Source organism: Corallococcus carmarthensis (assembly GCF_003611695.1).
GTDB lineage: Bacteria > Myxococcota > Myxococcia > Myxococcales > Myxococcaceae > Corallococcus > Corallococcus carmarthensis.
In genome coordinates this window covers 1-15,070 of the sequence record NZ_RAWE01000238.1, presented here as the reverse complement: position 1 = coordinate 15,070, position 15,070 = coordinate 1, and the positions used below count along the sequence as shown (strand labels likewise).

Genomic DNA, 15,070 nt, shown 5'->3' with positions numbered 1-15,070 from the left:
GAGCTGCTGCGCCGGGGGCGGGTGGATACGCGGGGGCTGCCACTGGCCGACGCGAAGGGCATGGGGTTGGTGGAGTACGGCGCGCTGACGTTCGGCGGCTGGGACCTGTTCGAGGACGACCTGGCGCACGCGGCGCGCAACCATGCGGTGCTGACGGAGGCGCAGCTGGAGGCGGTGGCGCCCACGCTGGGGCGCATGCGGCCGTGGCCCGCGGCCTCCAACGCGAAGTTCTGCAAGAACGTCGTCGGCACCGCGGTGAAGAAGGCGCGCACGCTGCGCGAACAGGTGCAGGCCATCCGCGACGACCTGGCCCGCTTCAAGGAGCACGAGAAGCTGGACCGCGTGGTGGTGGTGAACCTGGCCTCCACGGAGAAGAGCGTGGACCTCACCCGTCCGGAGTTCGCCACGCCGGAGGCCTTCGAGAAGGCCCTGGACGCGAACGACCCGGACATCGGTCCCGCGATGCTCTACGCGTACGCGGCCATCGTGGACGGCGTCCCGTTCGCCAACTTCACGCCCAGCGTCGCCGCGGACGTGCCCGCGCTGCTCCTGCTGGCGAAGCGCACCGGCGCGCCCATCGCGGGAAAGGACGGCAAGACGGGGCAGACGCTGCTCAAGACGGTGCTCGCGCCCGCGCTGCGCGACCGCGCGCTGCACGTGGATGGCTGGTACTCCACCAACATCCTGGGCAACCGCGACGGTGAGGCCCTCAACGACCCGGCGTCGAAGCAGAACAAGCTCGACACCAAGGGCGCCGCGCTGGACAGCATCCTTGGCTACAAGGTCCAGGACCACGTCGTTCAAATCCAGTACTACCGCCCGCGCGGGGACAACAAGGAGGCCTGGGACAACATCGACGTGACGGGCTTCCTGGGGCAGCCCATGCAGCTGAAGCTCAACTTCCTCTGCAAGGACTCCATCCTCGCCGCGCCGCTCGTCGTGGAGCTGGCGCGCACGCTGGACCTGGCCAAGCGCCGGGGCGAGGGCGGCGTCATCGACGCGCTGGGCTGTTTCTTCAAGGCCCCCATGTCGCAGGACGGCCAACCCGTGGAGCACGCCATGCCGGAGCAGCAGCGCCGCCTGATGGCGTGGCTGGGCAAGGGCCGCGTGCAGCAGGCGGAGCGCACCCCGGAACGCATCAGGGGTTGAACCATGAACGCACCCGCGCGTGACACGGCGGCCCCGGGCCGTCTGGCGGAGCTCCGCCCGCTCCTCTCCGAGCTGATGGATCTCAAACGCATCCGCACCCCGGACCACCCGGACGGTCTGGCGGCGCACGGCTTCCGCCGCGCGTGGGCCGCGCTGGCGTCCGGCATGGATCCGCGCATCGTGGCGCTGCAGGAGACGGCGCGCGCGGTGGCGGCGGTGCGGCTGGGCGGCCTGGACAGGGACGTCCTCCAGCGGGCGGGGCTGTCCCCGCAGGAGGCGATGCGGGTGCTGGGCCGGGGGCTGCACGCGGTGGCGGGGCCGCTGGACCCGGGGCTGAGGGAGCGGCTGGCCGTGGCGCTCACGCAGACCCCGGAGGAGGCGTGTCACGCGCCGCCGCCCGAGTTCGTGGAGCGGCTGGTGCGTCAACCCCGCGCCGGGGCCACGTTCCCCGGCCGGCCGCGGATCATCGTCTCCCCCCAGGAGGGCCACGCGGACCACTGCTACGCGGTGGCGGTGGGCGCGGTGCTCGTCGCGCCGTGCTTCGGGGCCTCTCCGGCCCTGCCCTTCGTGGCGGGGCTGTCGCATCACCTCTTCAACGCGGCGCTGCCGGACGCGGGCTACGGCGGCGAGGCCCTGCTGGGCGACCTGCTGGAGCCCGTCATGAAGCAGCTCACGGAGAAGGCCCTGGCCACGCTGCCGGAGCGGCTGGCCGGCGTCGTGCGGCAGGCGCTGGCGCTCACCGGCAACGTGGACTCGGCGGAGGCAAGAGCCTTCAACGCCGCGGACGCGCTGGACCGCGTGCTGGAGCTGGAGGCCCACGCCCGAGCGGCGGGCTTCACCCTGCGCCAGGCGATGGAGGACCTGGAGCTGATCCACCCCGGCCCGCTCCAGGCGTTCGGCAACGACGTGCTGCGCGAGACGAAGGTGTGGCCATGAGCCAGCGGCGGTTCCTGAACCTTCCGGAGAGGTGGTGACCATGTTCGACGCGAAGCCGAAGGCCCGGCGGCTGGGCTGGGCGGTGGTGGGCTGTGGCTGGGTGGCGAGGGACTACGTCATCCCGGCACTCCAGGGCGCGAGCAACGCGCGGCTGGTGGCGCTGTGCGACGCGAACGCGGAGGCGCTGATGCGCGTCCAGGCGGACGACGTCAACCGCTACACGGCGCTGGGGTCGGTGCTGGCGGACAAGGACGTGCAGGCCGTCTACATCGCCACGCCCAACCACCTGCACGCGGTGATGACGGAGGCGTGCGCGGCGGCGGGCAAGCACGTGCTGTGTGAGAAGCCCATGGCCGTCACGCCCCGGGACGGCCTGCGCATGGTGTCCGCGTGTCAGCGCGCGGGCGTGCACTACGCCACCGCGTTCGACCAGCGCCACCACGCGGCGCACCGCAAGCTGCGCACGCTGGTGAAGGAGGGAGTGCTGGGCACCGTCACGCAGGCGCGCATCCACTACGCCTGCTGGCTGCCCGCGGACTGGGCGCCGGACAACTGGCGCATCGACCCGGAGCAGGCCGGCGGCGGCGCGATGATCGACCTGGCGCCGCACGGCCTGGACCTGCTGGAGGTCGTGCTGGGTGACGAATGGCAGTCGCTCACCGCGATGACGCAGCGGCGCGTGCACCGCTACGCCGTGGACGACGGCGCGGTGCTGATGGGGCAGTTCAAGAGCGGCACGCTGGGCCTGCTGCAGGTGGCCTACAACTGCCCGGACGCGTACCCCCGGCGCACGCTGGAGCTCATCGGCACCAGGGCGCGAGCGCTGGCCTACAAGACGATGGGCCAGACGCCCGGCGGCACCCTGTCCCTCACCGACGCGAAGACGGGCGAGGAGACGTGGGTCCCCCTGTCTCCGGAAGAGGACAAGAGCCCCTTCCTCAACCAGGTGGAGGCCTTCTCCGCGTGCGTGCTGGAGGGCCGACCGCAGCCATACGCACCGGAGCGCGATGTGCGGCTCGTGGGGCTGCTCACGCAGGCGACGCAGGACGGGAAGGCGTTTCCGCCATGTCACTGACCCGCTACGCCTGCACCCACTGCGGCACGTGGCAGCCGGGCTTCCCGCGCGAGCGGCCCACGGGCTGTCCCACCTGCCTGGACGTGCGCAACGCGCTGCCGCGCGACGGCTGGGATTTCCAGACAGCGGGCCAGGTGTCGGAGCGGCTGTCCACGCGCTGGGAGGAGACGCTGCCCGGCATCTGGGGCTTCTCCTGCACGCCGCCCTTCGGCCTGGGCTCCACGGGGTGGCTCTTGCGCAGGCCCGAAGGCAACGTCGCCTTCGAGGGCGCGCCCTGGTACTCGCGGCCCGCGCTGGAGTTCATCGAGGTGATGGGCGGCCTCCAGGTGCTGTCCGCGTCGCATCCGCACGGCTTCGGAGCGCTGTGGCAGTTGCAGGAGCACTTCGACCCGCTGCTCGTCCTGCACCGGGACGCGGTGCAATACAGCAAGGCCTTCCAGGTGCGCTGGCCGGTGGATGACGAGCACGCGCTGGCGCCGGACCTGACGCTGCACTGCGTGGGGGGCCACTACGAGGGCCAGACGGTGCTGTACGACGCGCGCACCCGCTCGCTGTTCTGCGGTGACGCGCTGAAGGTGGACCTGGACGCGCGCGGGAAGCCCACGGGGCTGTCGTGCCACAAGGGCTTCCACTACGCGATTCCGCTGAGCCACGGCGAGCTGCGCCGCTACCGCGCGGTGCTCAAGCAGCTCCCGTTCGAGAACGTCTTCACCCCGTTCGAGTTCGCACGCGGCGTCACCCGCGAGCATGCGCTGGCGCTGTTCGACCGGCTGCTCTCGGGAATGCCTCACACCCGTCCCCTGCCCTTGGAGGAATTGTCATGAGCATTGCCCGAGCCCTGGATGCCTATCACCGCGCCGTGTCCACCGGCGCCCTGCAGATGTTCCGCATCGACCCCATCGACCGGCTGGGGATTCCCGTGGCCTCCGCCAGCCTGCGGCTCGGGGACGGTCCGGGCGCGGTGCTGCACGGCAACGGCTACGGCCGCACGGACGAAGAGGCGCGGGTGGGCGCGCTGGGTGAGCTGGTGGAGGAGACCTGCTGCGAGGTCGCGATGCCGCGGATGCCGCGCGTGCACGGCAGCTACGCGGCGCTGGTGCGTGCGCGAGGCCCCACGGCGGTGGCGGATCCGCTCACGCTGGGGTTGCCGGCGGGCAGTCCGTATACGCCAGACATGCCGCTCGTCTGGGTGGAGACGCAGCGGCTGTCCACTGGCGAGCGGGTGCTGGTGCCCGAGGAGTTCGTCGCCATCCACCCCGGCCAGTTGCAGGGGCGCGCGCCGCTCATCACGCCCATCACCAACGGCCAGGGCGCGGGGCTGACGCGGCCGCAGGCGCTGGCGCACGGCCTGCTGGAGCTCATCCAGCGCGATGGCAACGGGCTGATGTACCGGGCCATGGACCAGGGCGTGCTGCTGGACCTGGCGACCGCGGACCTGGCGCCGGACGTGCGCGAGCTGTTGGAGCGCTACAAGCGCGCGGGCGTGGAGGTGATGGCGAAGCTGGCCAGCACGGACTTCGGCATGGTGAACCTGTACGTGGTGGGCCGCGACCTGTCCGTGGGCGACCAGCCGCTGATGGTGACGGCGTGTGGCGAGGCAGCGGATCCGGACCGGGACCGGGCGCTGCGCAAGGCGCTGCTGGAGTACGCCTGTTCGCGTGCGCGCAAGGCGTTCATGCACGGGCCGCTGAGCCAGGTGGCCCGGGTCGCGACGCCGGAATACATGGACCGCTTCGTGCCGCAGGTGGACCTGGACGCGGAGGAGCCGCGCGCGCTGAACGCGATGGTGGAGTGGGCGCGCATGCCGGCCGCGGCGCTGCGCGAGCTGACGGCGTGCACGCTGATGGTCCGCCAGAAGGTGCGCTTCGAGGACCTGCCCCGTTCTCCCGTGGTGGAGGACCCGTCGCTCCGGTGTGACCACGTGGTGCGGCAGCTGCACGCGGCGGCCTTCGACATCCTGGTCGCGGACCTGTCGCCGCCGGGCCGGCAGGTGCACGTGGTGAAGGCGCTGGTGCCGGGCCTGGAGGTGGAGACGATGACCTATTCCCGCGTGGGCGAGCGCAACGTGGCGCGGCTGCTGGAGCGGCGGGACCCGCTGGTGGGTCTGGGGGCGCCGCCACCGGGAGCGCAGCCGGTGCGGCTGACGCCGGAGGCCGAGGAGCGGCTGGGCGGGCCGGTCTGGTTCAACGTGCGGCTGGCGGAGGCGCGCGTGGGGCGGCTGTACGCGCTCTACCGGGAGCCGGACCGTCACGCGGTGCCGGCGGTGCTCGCGAGCCGCCGCTTCGGGGGGCAATAAGCCATGGCGCTGCGCTTCGCGTACAACACCAACGGCGTGTCCAACCACCGCTTCGAGGACGCGCTCGGCCTCATCGCGGACAGCGGCTACGACGGTGTGGCGCTGACGCTGGACCACCACCACTTCGACCCGTTCGCGCCAGACTTCGAGCGGCGCACGGTGCAGCTGGCCGCGCGGCTGGAACGGCTGGGTCTGGGGTTGGTGGTGGAGACAGGGGCGCGCTTCCTCCTGGATCCACGCCAGAAGCACGAACCCACGCTCATCACGCCCGAAGCGCAAGGACGGGCGCGGCGGCTGGAGTTCCTGAAGCGCGCGGTGGACGTGTGCGCGACGTGCCGGGGGGAGGCGGTGTCCTTCTGGGCGGGCGTGCCCCGGCCGGGCGTGACGGAGGAGTCCGCGTGGCAGTGGTTGGTGGATGGGGTGAAGCGGCTCTTCGAGTACGCGGCGGCGCGCGGCGTGGTGCTGGCGGTGGAGCCAGAGCCGGGGATGCTGGTGGAGACGGTGGACGGCTGGCGCCGGTTGCAGGCCCAGGTGCCCGGGGCGCGGCTGGCATTGGACGTGGGGCACCTGCTGGTGACGCAGGAGCGGGGCCCGGCGGAGGCCGTGCGCGAGTTCGCACCGGTGCTGGGCACGGTGGCGCTGGAGGACATGAAGCGCGGCGTGCATGAGCACCTGCCGTTTGGCGAAGGGGACGTGGACGTGCCGTCGGTCCTGCGCGAGCTGACGCGAGCGGGCTACGACCGGCTGGTGTGCGTGGAGCTGTCCCGGGACGCGCACCGGGCGCACGAGCTGGTGCCGAGGGCGTTGGAGTGGTTGAGGGAGCGCCTGCCGACGGGCGCGGAGGTGGCGGCATGAACAGCGTGAACGGGCTGCGGATCTGCTTCATCTCCCGGCGCTTCTTCCCGGCCATCTCGGGGATGAGCGTCTATGCGCTGAACCTGGTGCGGGAGCTGGTGGCGTGCGGACATGACGTGACGATGGTGAGCCAGTACCGCAACGACCCCGCGGGCATGGCGGTGTACGGGGGCGGGCCGCCGCCGGGGATACCGGGTGCGCACGTGCTGGGCTGCGAGTCGCTGGGCGAGCAGCGCATCAACCAGGGCAAGCCGGCGAGCTTCGAGCAGGACCTGGAGGTGATGGTGGACACGGTGGTCCGCGAGCACCGGCGCCGCCCGTTCGACCTCATCCATGCGCAGTACGGCTACCCGTGTGGCCTGGCGGCGCTGGAAGCAGCGCGGCGTCTGGGATTGCCCAACGTCGTCTCCATCCAGGGAGGGGACGGGCACTGGGTGGGGACGTGCTGCGGGACGCACAAGCAGGCGATGCTCGCGGTGCTGGGCCACGCGGGGGCGCTGCTGATTGGGAGCAGGTCCTTCGCGGAGGAGGTGCAGGGGCACCACGGAACGCCGCTGGAGCGGTTCACCATCGTCCCCGGCGCCACGGACACGCAGCGCTTCCACCCGAGGAGTGAGTCGGCACTGGGAGAGCTGAGGAACGTGCCGGTGTGGCTGTACCACGGACGGGTGGACGCTCGGAAAGGGGTGCTGGAGCTGCTGGATGCGGTGCACCGGTTGGTGGCGGACGGGCGGAGGTTCAAGCTGCGCGTGTCTGGGATTGGGCCGGACGTGGAGGCGGTGCGAGCGCGGGTGGAGGCGGAGGGGCTCCAGGGCGTGGTGGAGCTGACCGGGGTGTCCACCTACGCGGAGGCGCCGGACCTGTATCGAAGTGGGGACCTGTTCGTGTCGCCCACGTATTCAGAAGGGTTCTCCAACACGTTGCTGGAGGCGATGGCGTCCGGGCTGCCCATCGTGTCGACGCGAGCGGTGGGGGTGGTGGACTGCCTGGAGGACGGGAGGGACGGCCTCTTGGTGCCACCCAAGGACAGCGCCGCGCTGGCGGAGGCGATGGGCCGGCTGATGGACGACGCGCCGCTGCGCAAGCGGTTGGCGGCCACGGCGCTGCGCGAGGTGCGGGAGCTGTACTCGTGGCAGGCGGTGGGGCGGCGGATCCAGGGCGTGTACACGGAGCTGACGGGCACGAGGCCGGACACGCGGTGGACGCATCTCTACGACCCTGCGATGACGGAGGAACGTGCGGACCACACGTGCCGGTTCCGGGCGGCGCCGCACCTCCTATGAGCACGGCCCTGTTCGTGTCGCCGCACCTGGACGACGTGGCGTTCTCCTGCGGCGGCACGTTGGCGGCATTGAAGGCGAAGGGGTGGACGGTGGCGCTCGTCACCGTCTTCACGCGGTCGGTGCCGGAGCCGAAGGGCTTCGCGCTGCAATGCCAGACATCGAAGGGGCTGGGGCCGGAGGTGGACTACATGGCCCTGCGGCGCGACGAGGACCGGGCCTTCGCGGACTGCATGGGCGTGGACCACGTGGTGTGGGGAGACCTGGAGGAAGCGCCGCACCGGGGCTACGCGAGCCCAGAGGCCCTGTTCCAGCCGCCGCGACCGGATGACGTCATCGAAGCGAAGGTGGCGAAGTGTCTGAGGCCGGTGTTGTGGGAACTGAAGCCGGACCGGGTCTTCGTGCCCCAGGCCCTGGGAAGCCACGTGGATCACGTGCAGGTGGTGAGGGCCATGAAGGGGCTGGGCATCCCCGCGAACCAGGTCCTGTACTACCGGGACACGCCGTACGCCGTGCGCCAGCCGAAAGCCTGGCCCGACGCCGCCGTGCCCCAGGGCCTGTGCCCGCTGGCGGTAGACATCACGGAGCACCTGCCGAAGAAGGTGGAAGGCTGTGTCCGCTACGGCACGCAGCTGGGCTTCCAGTTCGGAGGCGTGGACGGCCTGGCGCGGACGCTCACGGCGTTTCACCGGATGGAGGCGCAGGCACGGGGTCAGACCGGAGCGGCGGAGGTGTTCCTGACGGAGGGGGTCAGCTGAGTGAGAGCAGGGGATGCAGCAGACCCGCGGCATCGAGCACTTGTTGAACCCCGGAGGCCAGCGCGACGTGTTCCGGGTTCGTCACCGTGAATCGATCCGGGGTGAGGACCACGAGGGTTCCCAGGTCTCCCACGGGCTCGACACGTACGGGAGCGGGGAGCGGGGGCACGGTCCCTCTCTGGCGGGAGAAGTACATCACCCAGCCTGGAAGTGTTCCCATCTTGGGCCGTGAGGAAATGCTTATGAGGTGATCACTGGAAGTCGCGAGACCGAACTCGGGTTCCCAGATGAGAACCAACTCCCGCACCACCTGGGAAAGCATGGTGGCGGTCAGCAGCCGTTCTGCAAGCGGGCCCTGCTCAGGCGGAGACAGGACACAGGACGAGGGCGTCCAGGGATCCGCGGAGCCACACATTCCGGAAACTTTTGATGTTTCTTCGGGTCGGGTGCCCGCCCAGAGCCAGTACCTGAAGGCATCCCCCAACCGGCGGTCCTTCCTGCTGAAGTGCTCGCGCAGCGAACCTACGTCTGTGGCGACCTGCTTTTGAGCTGCTTCCTCGAAGGATTCCGCCGTTTCACACCAGCGGTTCCAGGTTGGCTCGATGCGGCCCAGGAACTGGAAGAAGGCGGCAGCACGCTGCGCACACTGCTCGGCGGTTTCACTTCGTCCCAACCAATAAGCACCTGCGAAATAGGATTCTGTCATGGGGTGACGACCTTGGCTGTACGCAGGACAACTTCGATGTCGATGCTCTCCCTAAGGAACGACTGCACGCCCACGTACGCCAGGAACACCGCGGCAATCACCGCCGCGGCCTTGGTGAACACGGGCTCCGGAGCCGCGGCCAACACCACCCAGGACGCAATCGCCCCCGACACCACGGACACGAAGAACGCCGGGTTCAACGTGTCCTGCAGCGCCTCACCGATGCTCGCGCGCAGGGGCTCCAGCGACATGCCCACCGCGAGCGTCAGCCGGTCCATCTCGCCGAAGCCCGCGCCGTCCTCCAGCAGGGACAGGCAATCCCCCGGAGCCTCGTGCGCACGGCACCACCGTCCGTACCGCTCCCGCAGCATGAACGCGAGCCCCCGGTCCAGCTCCGCTCCCCTGCCCGTCGAAGCGCGCACCACGCGCCCTGCATGCGACGGCCGCACCGTCAGCGGCACCTCCAGCACCAGCCGCGCCAGTGCCTCCTCGAACTCCCGAGCGCTGACTGACACCCGGCGGTCCCACGTCGCCGGGGCATACGTCCGCGTCCCCCGCTCCGTGCGCAGCCGCACCGTGGGCCCACTGACGCAGCCCGCCCAGAACACCAGCAACATCAGCCAGCACACAGCCCGTCCCCACCGTTTCGTGTCCAAGCGGCGTCTCCAGCCCACGGCGTGTCACTGCCCTGCTAGGCTCGTTTTTCCTCGAATGCCAACAAGGCATGGAGCGACAATGCGAATCCAATCCATCATGAGTGGCGTGGTGCTGACGGCGGGCCTGATGCTGGCGGGCTGTGGTGGCATGGAGCCCACCTCGGAGGCACAGCAGCCCGACCTCGCCACGCGCAAGGACGAGCTGCCCCCTTGCAGCGGGTCCGAGCAGTACAGCCGCGTGTTCTACAGCGACCCCGGGTTCACCCAGGAAGTGGGCCGTTGGCGGTGCTACTGCGGCGAGGGCAGCGCCTGGGTCTCCGGCCAGTGGCAGGGCGCGCCCTACTCCCGCGAAGAAGACGTGCTGGCCTGCTTCTGAGGTTTCGGGCCTCACGGCTAGACTGCCCCGAGGACCGCGCATGTCTCCCCGGTCCTCGGAGCAGAGATGACGTCGATATCGGATGAAACCCACCAGCGCATCACCGACCTCTGCGCCCAGGGAGACACGGCGGCGGGAGAGGGCGACTTCGAGCAGGCCCTGAAACACTTCAAGGCCGCCCTCGCCTTGATTCCCGACCCCACCCGCGACCATCAACAGAACACCTGGGTGCGCGCCGCCATCGGCGACATGTACTTCCAGCAGGAGCAGTTCGAGGACTGCCGCGAGCACTTCCGGGAAGCCGTCCAGTCACCCGGAGGACTCGGCAATCCCTTCATCCACCTGCGGCTCGGCCAGTGCGCCCTCGAGCTGGGAGATGAAGCCCGCGCCGCCGATGAGCTGGCTCGCGCCTTCATGGGCGGAGGCGAGGAGCTCTTCGAAGGTGACGACGCGAAGTACCTGGAGTTCATCCAGTCCCGCCTGCGGCCACCCCAGGACGCCTGAGGGACTCGGGAACCCGAGCGCTGGCCCTCCCGCCCGGCCTGGCGCCTCACACACATGAGGCATGCACACCCTGAGGCGTGAAGTCGCTCTCGCACGGAGGCGCCGATGACACGCCAACAGCCGAACCCCACGACGAACCCAGCCAAGGCGCCAAGTGCTGTCCGTCCCTTCTTCCCAGAGGGCTTCCGCGAAGGCGACGAGGACGTCAACGGCACGCGGATCCACTTCGTCATCGGCGGCAAGGGCAGCCCCGTCCTGCTCCTGCACGGCTACACGCAGACGCACCTCATGTGGTGGCGGCTGGCGCCGGAGCTCGCGAAGCACCACACCGTCGTCATCCCGGATCTGCGCGGCGCGGGCGCGTCCGCCGCCCCCGCGCAGGGCTACGACAAGGAGACGATGGCCCGCGACATGCGCGCGCTGGTGAAGAAGCTCGGCTTCGACAAGGTCTCCGTCGTGGGCCACGACATCGGCCTGATGGTCGCCTACGCCTACGCCGCCCAATTCCCCGGCGAGGTCGAACGCCTGGCCCTCCTGGACGCGTTCCTGCCGGGAATCGAGCCCTGGTCCGACCAGGTCATGCGCAGCATTGACGTGTGGCACTTCACCTTCAACGGTCCCACGGCGGAGAAGCTGGTGCGGGGGCGTGAGCGCATCTACTTCGACCACTTCTGGACCGACTTCGCCGCCAATCCCCAGGCAGTCGGCGAAGGGGAGCGGCAGGCGTACACGGAGGCCTACGCGGCCCCGGGCCGGCTCCACTCGACGTGGGGCTACTTCCAGGCATTGGACCAGGACAAGAAGGACTTCCGCGAGCTGGCCCGGAACAAGCTTCCCATGCCCGTGATGGTCATTGGCGGTGACAAGTCCATGGGCGAACCCCTCGTCGAGCAGGCGCGCGCGGTGGCGATCCAGGTCGAACCCCACATCCTCCGGGACACCGGCCACTGGGTGACCGAGGAGCGGCCGGAAGAGGTCCGCCAACTGCTCGGCGACTTCCTCCGGGCCTGACGCCGGAGTTCCAGCCACCTTTTCAAAATGCCGTGAAGCGCCCTGGACCGTGAAGTAGGACTCCACAATGTCCTTCACGCCCCTGACGGGCCTGCATGCCTTCGTGACGGTGGCCCGGCACCGCAACTTCTCCGCCGCCGCACGGGAGCTGGGCGTCTCCACCTCCGCCGTGAGCCAGGCCGTCCGTCAGTTCGAGGCCCGGCTCGGCGTGACGGTCTTGAGCCGCACCACACGCAGCGTCGCTCCGACGGAAGCCGGACGCCGGTTGCTGGAGCGCAGCGGGCCCGCGCTGGAGCAGGCACTCGACGGGCTGCGCACCGTCATGGACACCGGGGACGAGCTCACCGGCACCGTCCGTCTGTCCGTGCCCGAGCTGGCCATGGAGCAGGCCCTCAACGCCGTGGTGCCCCGCTACCTCGCGGCGTACCCGAAGGTGTCGCTGGAGATAAACGTCGACAGCCGCCGCGTGGACATCGTGAAGGAGGGCTTCGACGGCGGCGTGCGCATGGAAGGCATTCCCAAGGACATGGTGCGCGTGCGCCTGTCGGAGCGCATGCGCTTCCTGGTCGTCGCCGCCCCCGCGTACCTCGCGCGCCACGGTGAGCCCCGGAAACCGGAGGACCTGCTCCAGCACCGCTGTCTGGGCATGCGCATGGACTCCGGCGAGCCCTACCGCTGGGACCTGGAGCGCGGGAAGCGCTCCTGGCGGATCCCCGTCGCGCCCGTGCTGACGACCAACGACCGCCGCGGCCGCGTGGCCATCGCGGAGGCCGGTGCGGGGCTCGCCTATGTCCCGGAGCCGGACGTCGCGCCCCAACTGGAAAGCGGCACGCTGCGCATCGTGTTGGAGGAGTACGCCGCCTGGGTGCCGGGCTTCTTCCTCTACTTCCCCAGCCGCAAGCAGGCGTCCCCCGCGTTCCGAGCCTTCATCGACCTCGTGCGCACCCGCTAGGCCCCAAAGCCTCCCAGCGCCGTGCGGCTGAAGCTGGCCGCGCCCTGGCTGACGCGCACGGCGGACTGGCTGAACACCTGGAACGCGGCGCGGATCTCCTGGGCGCTCTGCCCCGGCGTCAGAATCCAGCGGTCCGCGATGCCCATCTCCTGGAACACGCGCCGGAAGTCCGTCACCCCGTCGTCGATGCCCATCGCCGCGACGATGTGGTTCTCCACCCGGTGCAGGTCCTTCACCAGCGCCGCCACGTCCTTCGCCCGGGCCTTCTGCGAGCCCTGGTCCGCGCCATCCGTAATCAACAGCGTCACCGTGCGCACCGGCACCCCGTTGCCGCTGAACTCCTGCGCCTTCGCCAGCACCGTGCCCAGCAGCACCACCGCCTGGTCATACAGCGGCGTCCCCATGTCCGCCGAGTAGTTCCCCGAGTGCATCCGCACCACGTCCTCCAGCGGCCGGAAGGGATTGAGCACGTGTCCATTCAGGTAGCGCGTGTGGAACAGCACGCCGTCCTTCTGCTGGCTCGCCAGGAGCGCATCCAGCACCAGGTTGTGCCCGTCGCACACCGTCTTCGTGTGCCCCGCGTGCGAGATGCTCCCGGAGTCATCCGGCATCACCGTCACCAACACCACCTCGCTCGCCTGCACGTCGTCCACGTGGATGCCCAGGCCCGCTTGGATCTGCGCCCCCAGGTCCACCACCGTGAGCGTCTGCAACCCCGCGGGGCTGAGGATGCCCTCCGCGTGCGCGTCCTCGAAGAGCTTCGTGACACCCGTCCCGTTCGCCTTGCTCATGTCCATGTCCCCCTTCGTGTGAGTGCCAAATCCAGACGTCACGCCAGGTGCAGGTCCGGCCAGCTCGCCAGCGGATCCGTCGACTTCACCAGGTGCATGCCCGCGTCCGCGAAGCGCTTGAGAGCCGCCTCCGCCTGCGGCGTGAAGTCCGCCGCGAAGCCGCCCTTGCCGTCCGGCACCGTCACCGACGACATGCAGTCCGTCAGCAGGTACACCTTGCGAGCCAGCGCCGCGTCCTGCGCGACAATCTCCCCCAAGAGGTCGTCGATGCTGCTCTTCACGCAGTGGCTGGCGGCCTGTCCGCCAATCACCACCGCGTCCGACGTGAGCAGCGTCTTCAGGAACTGCGTGTTGCGCTGCGCGAGCGGCTGGCCGTCATGCCGCATCAGCACCTCCGGCCGCAGCACCGAGTAGTTCTCCGTCAGCGGGTTGCCGCCCTTCACCTCCGCCCACGACTGCACGCCGCGAGCGAACGAGTGGAACAGCCGCGCCTCCTGCACCACGCCCGACAGCGCGTGCCCGTCGCTGCCCAGCAGGCAGTGCGGCGGCCACAGGTAGAGCGTGTACTTGCCCGCGCGCTCCAGTTCCTCGCAGTAGAACTTCACCTGCTTGAGCAGCCACGGGTAGTTGCCGCCGCACATCCACTTCGCCATCGCGGGGTTCGGCCGCGCCTGGCCGCGCTCAATCTGCTCGCGCGTCACTTCTCTAAAAGGCTGGAGCGGCTGGTCGTCCTGGTCCACCCAGAACGACGGGAAGAAGATCTGGTAGGCGAAGTGCGTGTCCAGCGTCGCGGTGACGTTCGTCAGCGTCCCCAGGTTCCGGTAGATGAACTCCGCGATGCGGCGGTTGTCGTCGATGGCGCCCCGCCCGCTGCGCCCCGCCACGTACAGCGAGCCGTCCGGGAAGCAGAAGTCCTTCTGCACGTCGATGAGCAGCAGGTGCAGGTTGAAGCGGTCCGTGGCCGCCGCCGTCACGCCCTGCGCCGCCTTCCACTTCCCGGCGTCGCCCTGGAGCTTCCCGGCGTTCGGGCCGTAGCCGTACTCCGCCGCATGGTTGGCATTGTAGAACCCGGGCAGCGGCAGTTCCTTCGCACTCGTCTTCGTCATGTCCAGCCCCCTGATGTGTTTCAGTTCATCCGCAACACGGTGAGGTCCTGAGCCCCCACCACCGTCAATCCCTCTCGCGACAGCAGCAGCTCGCAGCCCGCGTCCACGAACGGCTCCGCGTCCGGGAACTCGCGCACCGCCTCCAGCCGCCCCTGCCGCTGCTCCACGCGCGTCAGCCCCGCATCCGTGGCGCAGAAGAGTGCGCCCCCCACCGCGCACTTCCCCCGCAGCGTCCCCAGCCACGAACCGTCCCCAGCGTCGGCCCGGGCGCTCGCGCGCACCGCCCCATCCGGCCCCAGCAGCACCGCGTGGTGCACCGTGCGGCCACCGGCCTCTTCCGCGAGCAGCAGCCACACCGTGTCCCCGTCGAACACGGCCTCCGCGTCCAGCAACTGCCCCGACGGCCACGGCAGCGCGAGTCCGTCCCGCAGGCCCTTGCGCTCCACGCTGAACAGGAAGGCCCCCCGCAGCCCCGCCGCGCGGTGGAACCCCAGACCGAACCGGGGCCCCACGAACAGCCGCGTCTGTCCTTGCAACACGTCCCCCCACCGCTCGGGCCCGTACGTGCCCTGTCTCTTATACACAACTCCGAGCCCACGAGACGCTCATGAAACTCGTC

At 70.1% G+C, this 15,070-nt stretch carries 15 protein-coding genes and 2 pseudogenes; 12 read left to right on the top strand and 5 right to left on the bottom strand.

Features of this window, described 5'->3' with window-relative positions:
* From D7X32_RS37745 to D7X32_RS37710, 8 genes are all read left to right on the top strand, one after another.
* On the top strand, nt 1-1,149 hold a 1,149-nt coding region (locus tag D7X32_RS37745; RefSeq protein ID WP_120607372.1), incomplete at its 5' end, for an inositol-3-phosphate synthase.
* Between the two features lie 3 nt (nt 1,150-1,152).
* Complete coding sequence (locus tag D7X32_RS45740; RefSeq protein ID WP_158625835.1) at nt 1,153-2,085, top strand: hypothetical protein; 933 nt, start codon at nt 1,153-1,155, stop codon at nt 2,083-2,085.
* A gap of 40 nt (nt 2,086-2,125) precedes the next feature.
* Nucleotides 2,126-3,160 (top strand): Gfo/Idh/MocA family protein, encoded by a 1,035-nt coding sequence (locus tag D7X32_RS37735; RefSeq protein WP_120607371.1) that lies wholly within the window; start codon nt 2,126-2,128, stop codon nt 3,158-3,160.
* Entirely contained in the window at nt 3,151-3,984 is an 834-nt protein-coding gene (locus D7X32_RS37730) for an MBL fold metallo-hydrolase (RefSeq protein WP_120607369.1), read from the top strand. The genes D7X32_RS37735 and D7X32_RS37730 overlap by 10 nt, the downstream gene beginning before the upstream one ends.
* The gene (locus D7X32_RS37725; RefSeq protein WP_120607368.1) at nt 3,981-5,456 is read left to right on the top strand and encodes a YcaO-like family protein; all 1,476 of its coding nucleotides are present in this window, start codon (nt 3,981-3,983) and stop codon (nt 5,454-5,456) included. The genes D7X32_RS37730 and D7X32_RS37725 overlap by 4 nt, the downstream gene beginning before the upstream one ends.
* 3 nt (nt 5,457-5,459) lie before the next feature.
* Nucleotides 5,460-6,311, top strand: a complete 852-nt coding sequence (locus tag D7X32_RS37720) for a sugar phosphate isomerase/epimerase family protein (protein WP_120607367.1) — start codon at nt 5,460-5,462, stop codon at nt 6,309-6,311.
* Nucleotides 6,308-7,594 (top strand): glycosyltransferase family 4 protein, encoded by a 1,287-nt coding sequence (locus D7X32_RS37715; protein WP_120607366.1) that lies wholly within the window; start codon nt 6,308-6,310, stop codon nt 7,592-7,594. The genes D7X32_RS37720 and D7X32_RS37715 overlap by 4 nt, the downstream gene beginning before the upstream one ends.
* A complete protein-coding gene (locus tag D7X32_RS37710) occupies nt 7,591-8,349 on the top strand; it encodes a PIG-L deacetylase family protein (RefSeq protein ID WP_120607365.1) in 759 nt (252 codons plus the stop codon). The genes D7X32_RS37715 and D7X32_RS37710 overlap by 4 nt, the downstream gene beginning before the upstream one ends.
* On the opposite strand, the gene D7X32_RS37705 is transcribed toward D7X32_RS37710, so the two are convergent.
* Together D7X32_RS37705 and sitA5 are read right to left on the bottom strand one after the other, a co-directional pair.
* A complete protein-coding gene (locus tag D7X32_RS37705; RefSeq protein WP_120607364.1) occupies nt 8,342-9,055 on the bottom strand; it encodes an immunity 52 family protein in 714 nt (237 codons plus the stop codon). The two genes, D7X32_RS37710 and D7X32_RS37705, sit on opposite strands and share 8 nt — an antisense overlap.
* Before the next feature lie 53 nt (nt 9,056-9,108).
* Nucleotides 9,109-9,672 (bottom strand): annotated as a pseudogene (gene sitA5, locus D7X32_RS37700) (SitA5 family polymorphic toxin); the annotation flags it as partial.
* Between the two features lie 118 nt (nt 9,673-9,790).
* Here sitA5 and D7X32_RS37695 point away from each other — a divergent pair.
* The 4 genes from D7X32_RS37695 (at nt 9,791) to D7X32_RS37680 (ending at nt 12,554) form a co-directional block, all read left to right on the top strand.
* Nucleotides 9,791-10,087: a hypothetical protein gene (locus D7X32_RS37695; RefSeq protein WP_120607363.1), complete on the top strand. Its 297-nt coding sequence runs from the start codon at nt 9,791-9,793 to the stop codon at nt 10,085-10,087.
* 66 nt (nt 10,088-10,153) lie between these two features.
* Nucleotides 10,154-10,591, top strand: a complete 438-nt coding sequence (locus D7X32_RS37690) for a tetratricopeptide repeat protein (protein ID WP_120607362.1) — start codon at nt 10,154-10,156, stop codon at nt 10,589-10,591.
* A 105-nt stretch (nt 10,592-10,696) separates the two neighbouring features.
* Nucleotides 10,697-11,602 carry an alpha/beta fold hydrolase gene (locus D7X32_RS37685; protein ID WP_120607361.1) on the top strand — a complete coding sequence of 302 codons (906 nt, stop codon included), beginning with the start codon at nt 10,697-10,699 and terminating at the stop codon, nt 11,600-11,602.
* A gap of 67 nt (nt 11,603-11,669) precedes the next feature.
* Nucleotides 11,670-12,554 (top strand): LysR family transcriptional regulator, encoded by an 885-nt coding sequence (locus tag D7X32_RS37680; RefSeq protein WP_120607360.1) that lies wholly within the window; start codon nt 11,670-11,672, stop codon nt 12,552-12,554.
* Here the strand turns inward: D7X32_RS37680 and D7X32_RS37675 are convergent.
* From D7X32_RS37675 to D7X32_RS37665, 3 genes and pseudogenes are all read right to left on the bottom strand, one after another.
* A complete protein-coding gene (locus D7X32_RS37675; RefSeq protein WP_120607370.1) occupies nt 12,551-13,345 on the bottom strand; it encodes a hypothetical protein in 795 nt (264 codons plus the stop codon). The two genes, D7X32_RS37680 and D7X32_RS37675, sit on opposite strands and share 4 nt — an antisense overlap.
* Before the next feature lie 38 nt (nt 13,346-13,383).
* Nucleotides 13,384-14,451: a cysteine hydrolase family protein gene (locus D7X32_RS37670; RefSeq protein ID WP_120607359.1), complete on the bottom strand. Its 1,068-nt coding sequence runs from the start codon at nt 14,449-14,451 to the stop codon at nt 13,384-13,386.
* 20 nt (nt 14,452-14,471) lie between these two features.
* Nucleotides 14,472-15,026 (bottom strand): annotated as a pseudogene (locus D7X32_RS37665) (hypothetical protein); the annotation flags it as partial.
* Nucleotides 15,027-15,070: the final 44 nt, after the last annotated feature.

What these genes read in the sequence shown, in the direction of transcription:
- D7X32_RS37715 (WP_120607366.1), top strand. Translation starts at nt 6,308, where the DNA reads ATGAACAGCGTGAACGGGCTGCGGATCTGCTTCATCTCCCGGCGCTTC.
- D7X32_RS37720 (WP_120607367.1), top strand. Translation starts at nt 5,460, where the DNA reads ATGGCGCTGCGCTTCGCGTACAACACCAACGGCGTGTCCAACCACCGC.
- D7X32_RS37725 (WP_120607368.1), top strand. Translation starts at nt 3,981, where the DNA reads ATGAGCATTGCCCGAGCCCTGGATGCCTATCACCGCGCCGTGTCCACC.
- D7X32_RS37710 (WP_120607365.1), top strand. Translation starts at nt 7,591, where the DNA reads ATGAGCACGGCCCTGTTCGTGTCGCCGCACCTGGACGACGTGGCGTTC.
- D7X32_RS37670 (WP_120607359.1), bottom strand. Translation starts at nt 14,451, where the DNA reads ATGACGAAGACGAGTGCGAAGGAACTGCCGCTGCCCGGGTTCTACAAT.
- D7X32_RS45740 (WP_158625835.1), top strand. Translation starts at nt 1,153, where the DNA reads ATGAACGCACCCGCGCGTGACACGGCGGCCCCGGGCCGTCTGGCGGAG.
- D7X32_RS37730 (WP_120607369.1), top strand. Translation starts at nt 3,151, where the DNA reads ATGTCACTGACCCGCTACGCCTGCACCCACTGCGGCACGTGGCAGCCG.
- D7X32_RS37735 (WP_120607371.1), top strand. Translation starts at nt 2,126, where the DNA reads ATGTTCGACGCGAAGCCGAAGGCCCGGCGGCTGGGCTGGGCGGTGGTG.
- D7X32_RS37705 (WP_120607364.1), bottom strand. Translation starts at nt 9,055, where the DNA reads ATGACAGAATCCTATTTCGCAGGTGCTTATTGGTTGGGACGAAGTGAA.
- D7X32_RS37685 (WP_120607361.1), top strand. Translation starts at nt 10,697, where the DNA reads ATGACACGCCAACAGCCGAACCCCACGACGAACCCAGCCAAGGCGCCA.
- D7X32_RS37680 (WP_120607360.1), top strand. Translation starts at nt 11,670, where the DNA reads ATGTCCTTCACGCCCCTGACGGGCCTGCATGCCTTCGTGACGGTGGCC.
- D7X32_RS37675 (WP_120607370.1), bottom strand. Translation starts at nt 13,345, where the DNA reads ATGAGCAAGGCGAACGGGACGGGTGTCACGAAGCTCTTCGAGGACGCG.
- D7X32_RS37695 (WP_120607363.1), top strand. Translation starts at nt 9,791, where the DNA reads ATGCGAATCCAATCCATCATGAGTGGCGTGGTGCTGACGGCGGGCCTG.
- D7X32_RS37690 (WP_120607362.1), top strand. Translation starts at nt 10,154, where the DNA reads ATGACGTCGATATCGGATGAAACCCACCAGCGCATCACCGACCTCTGC.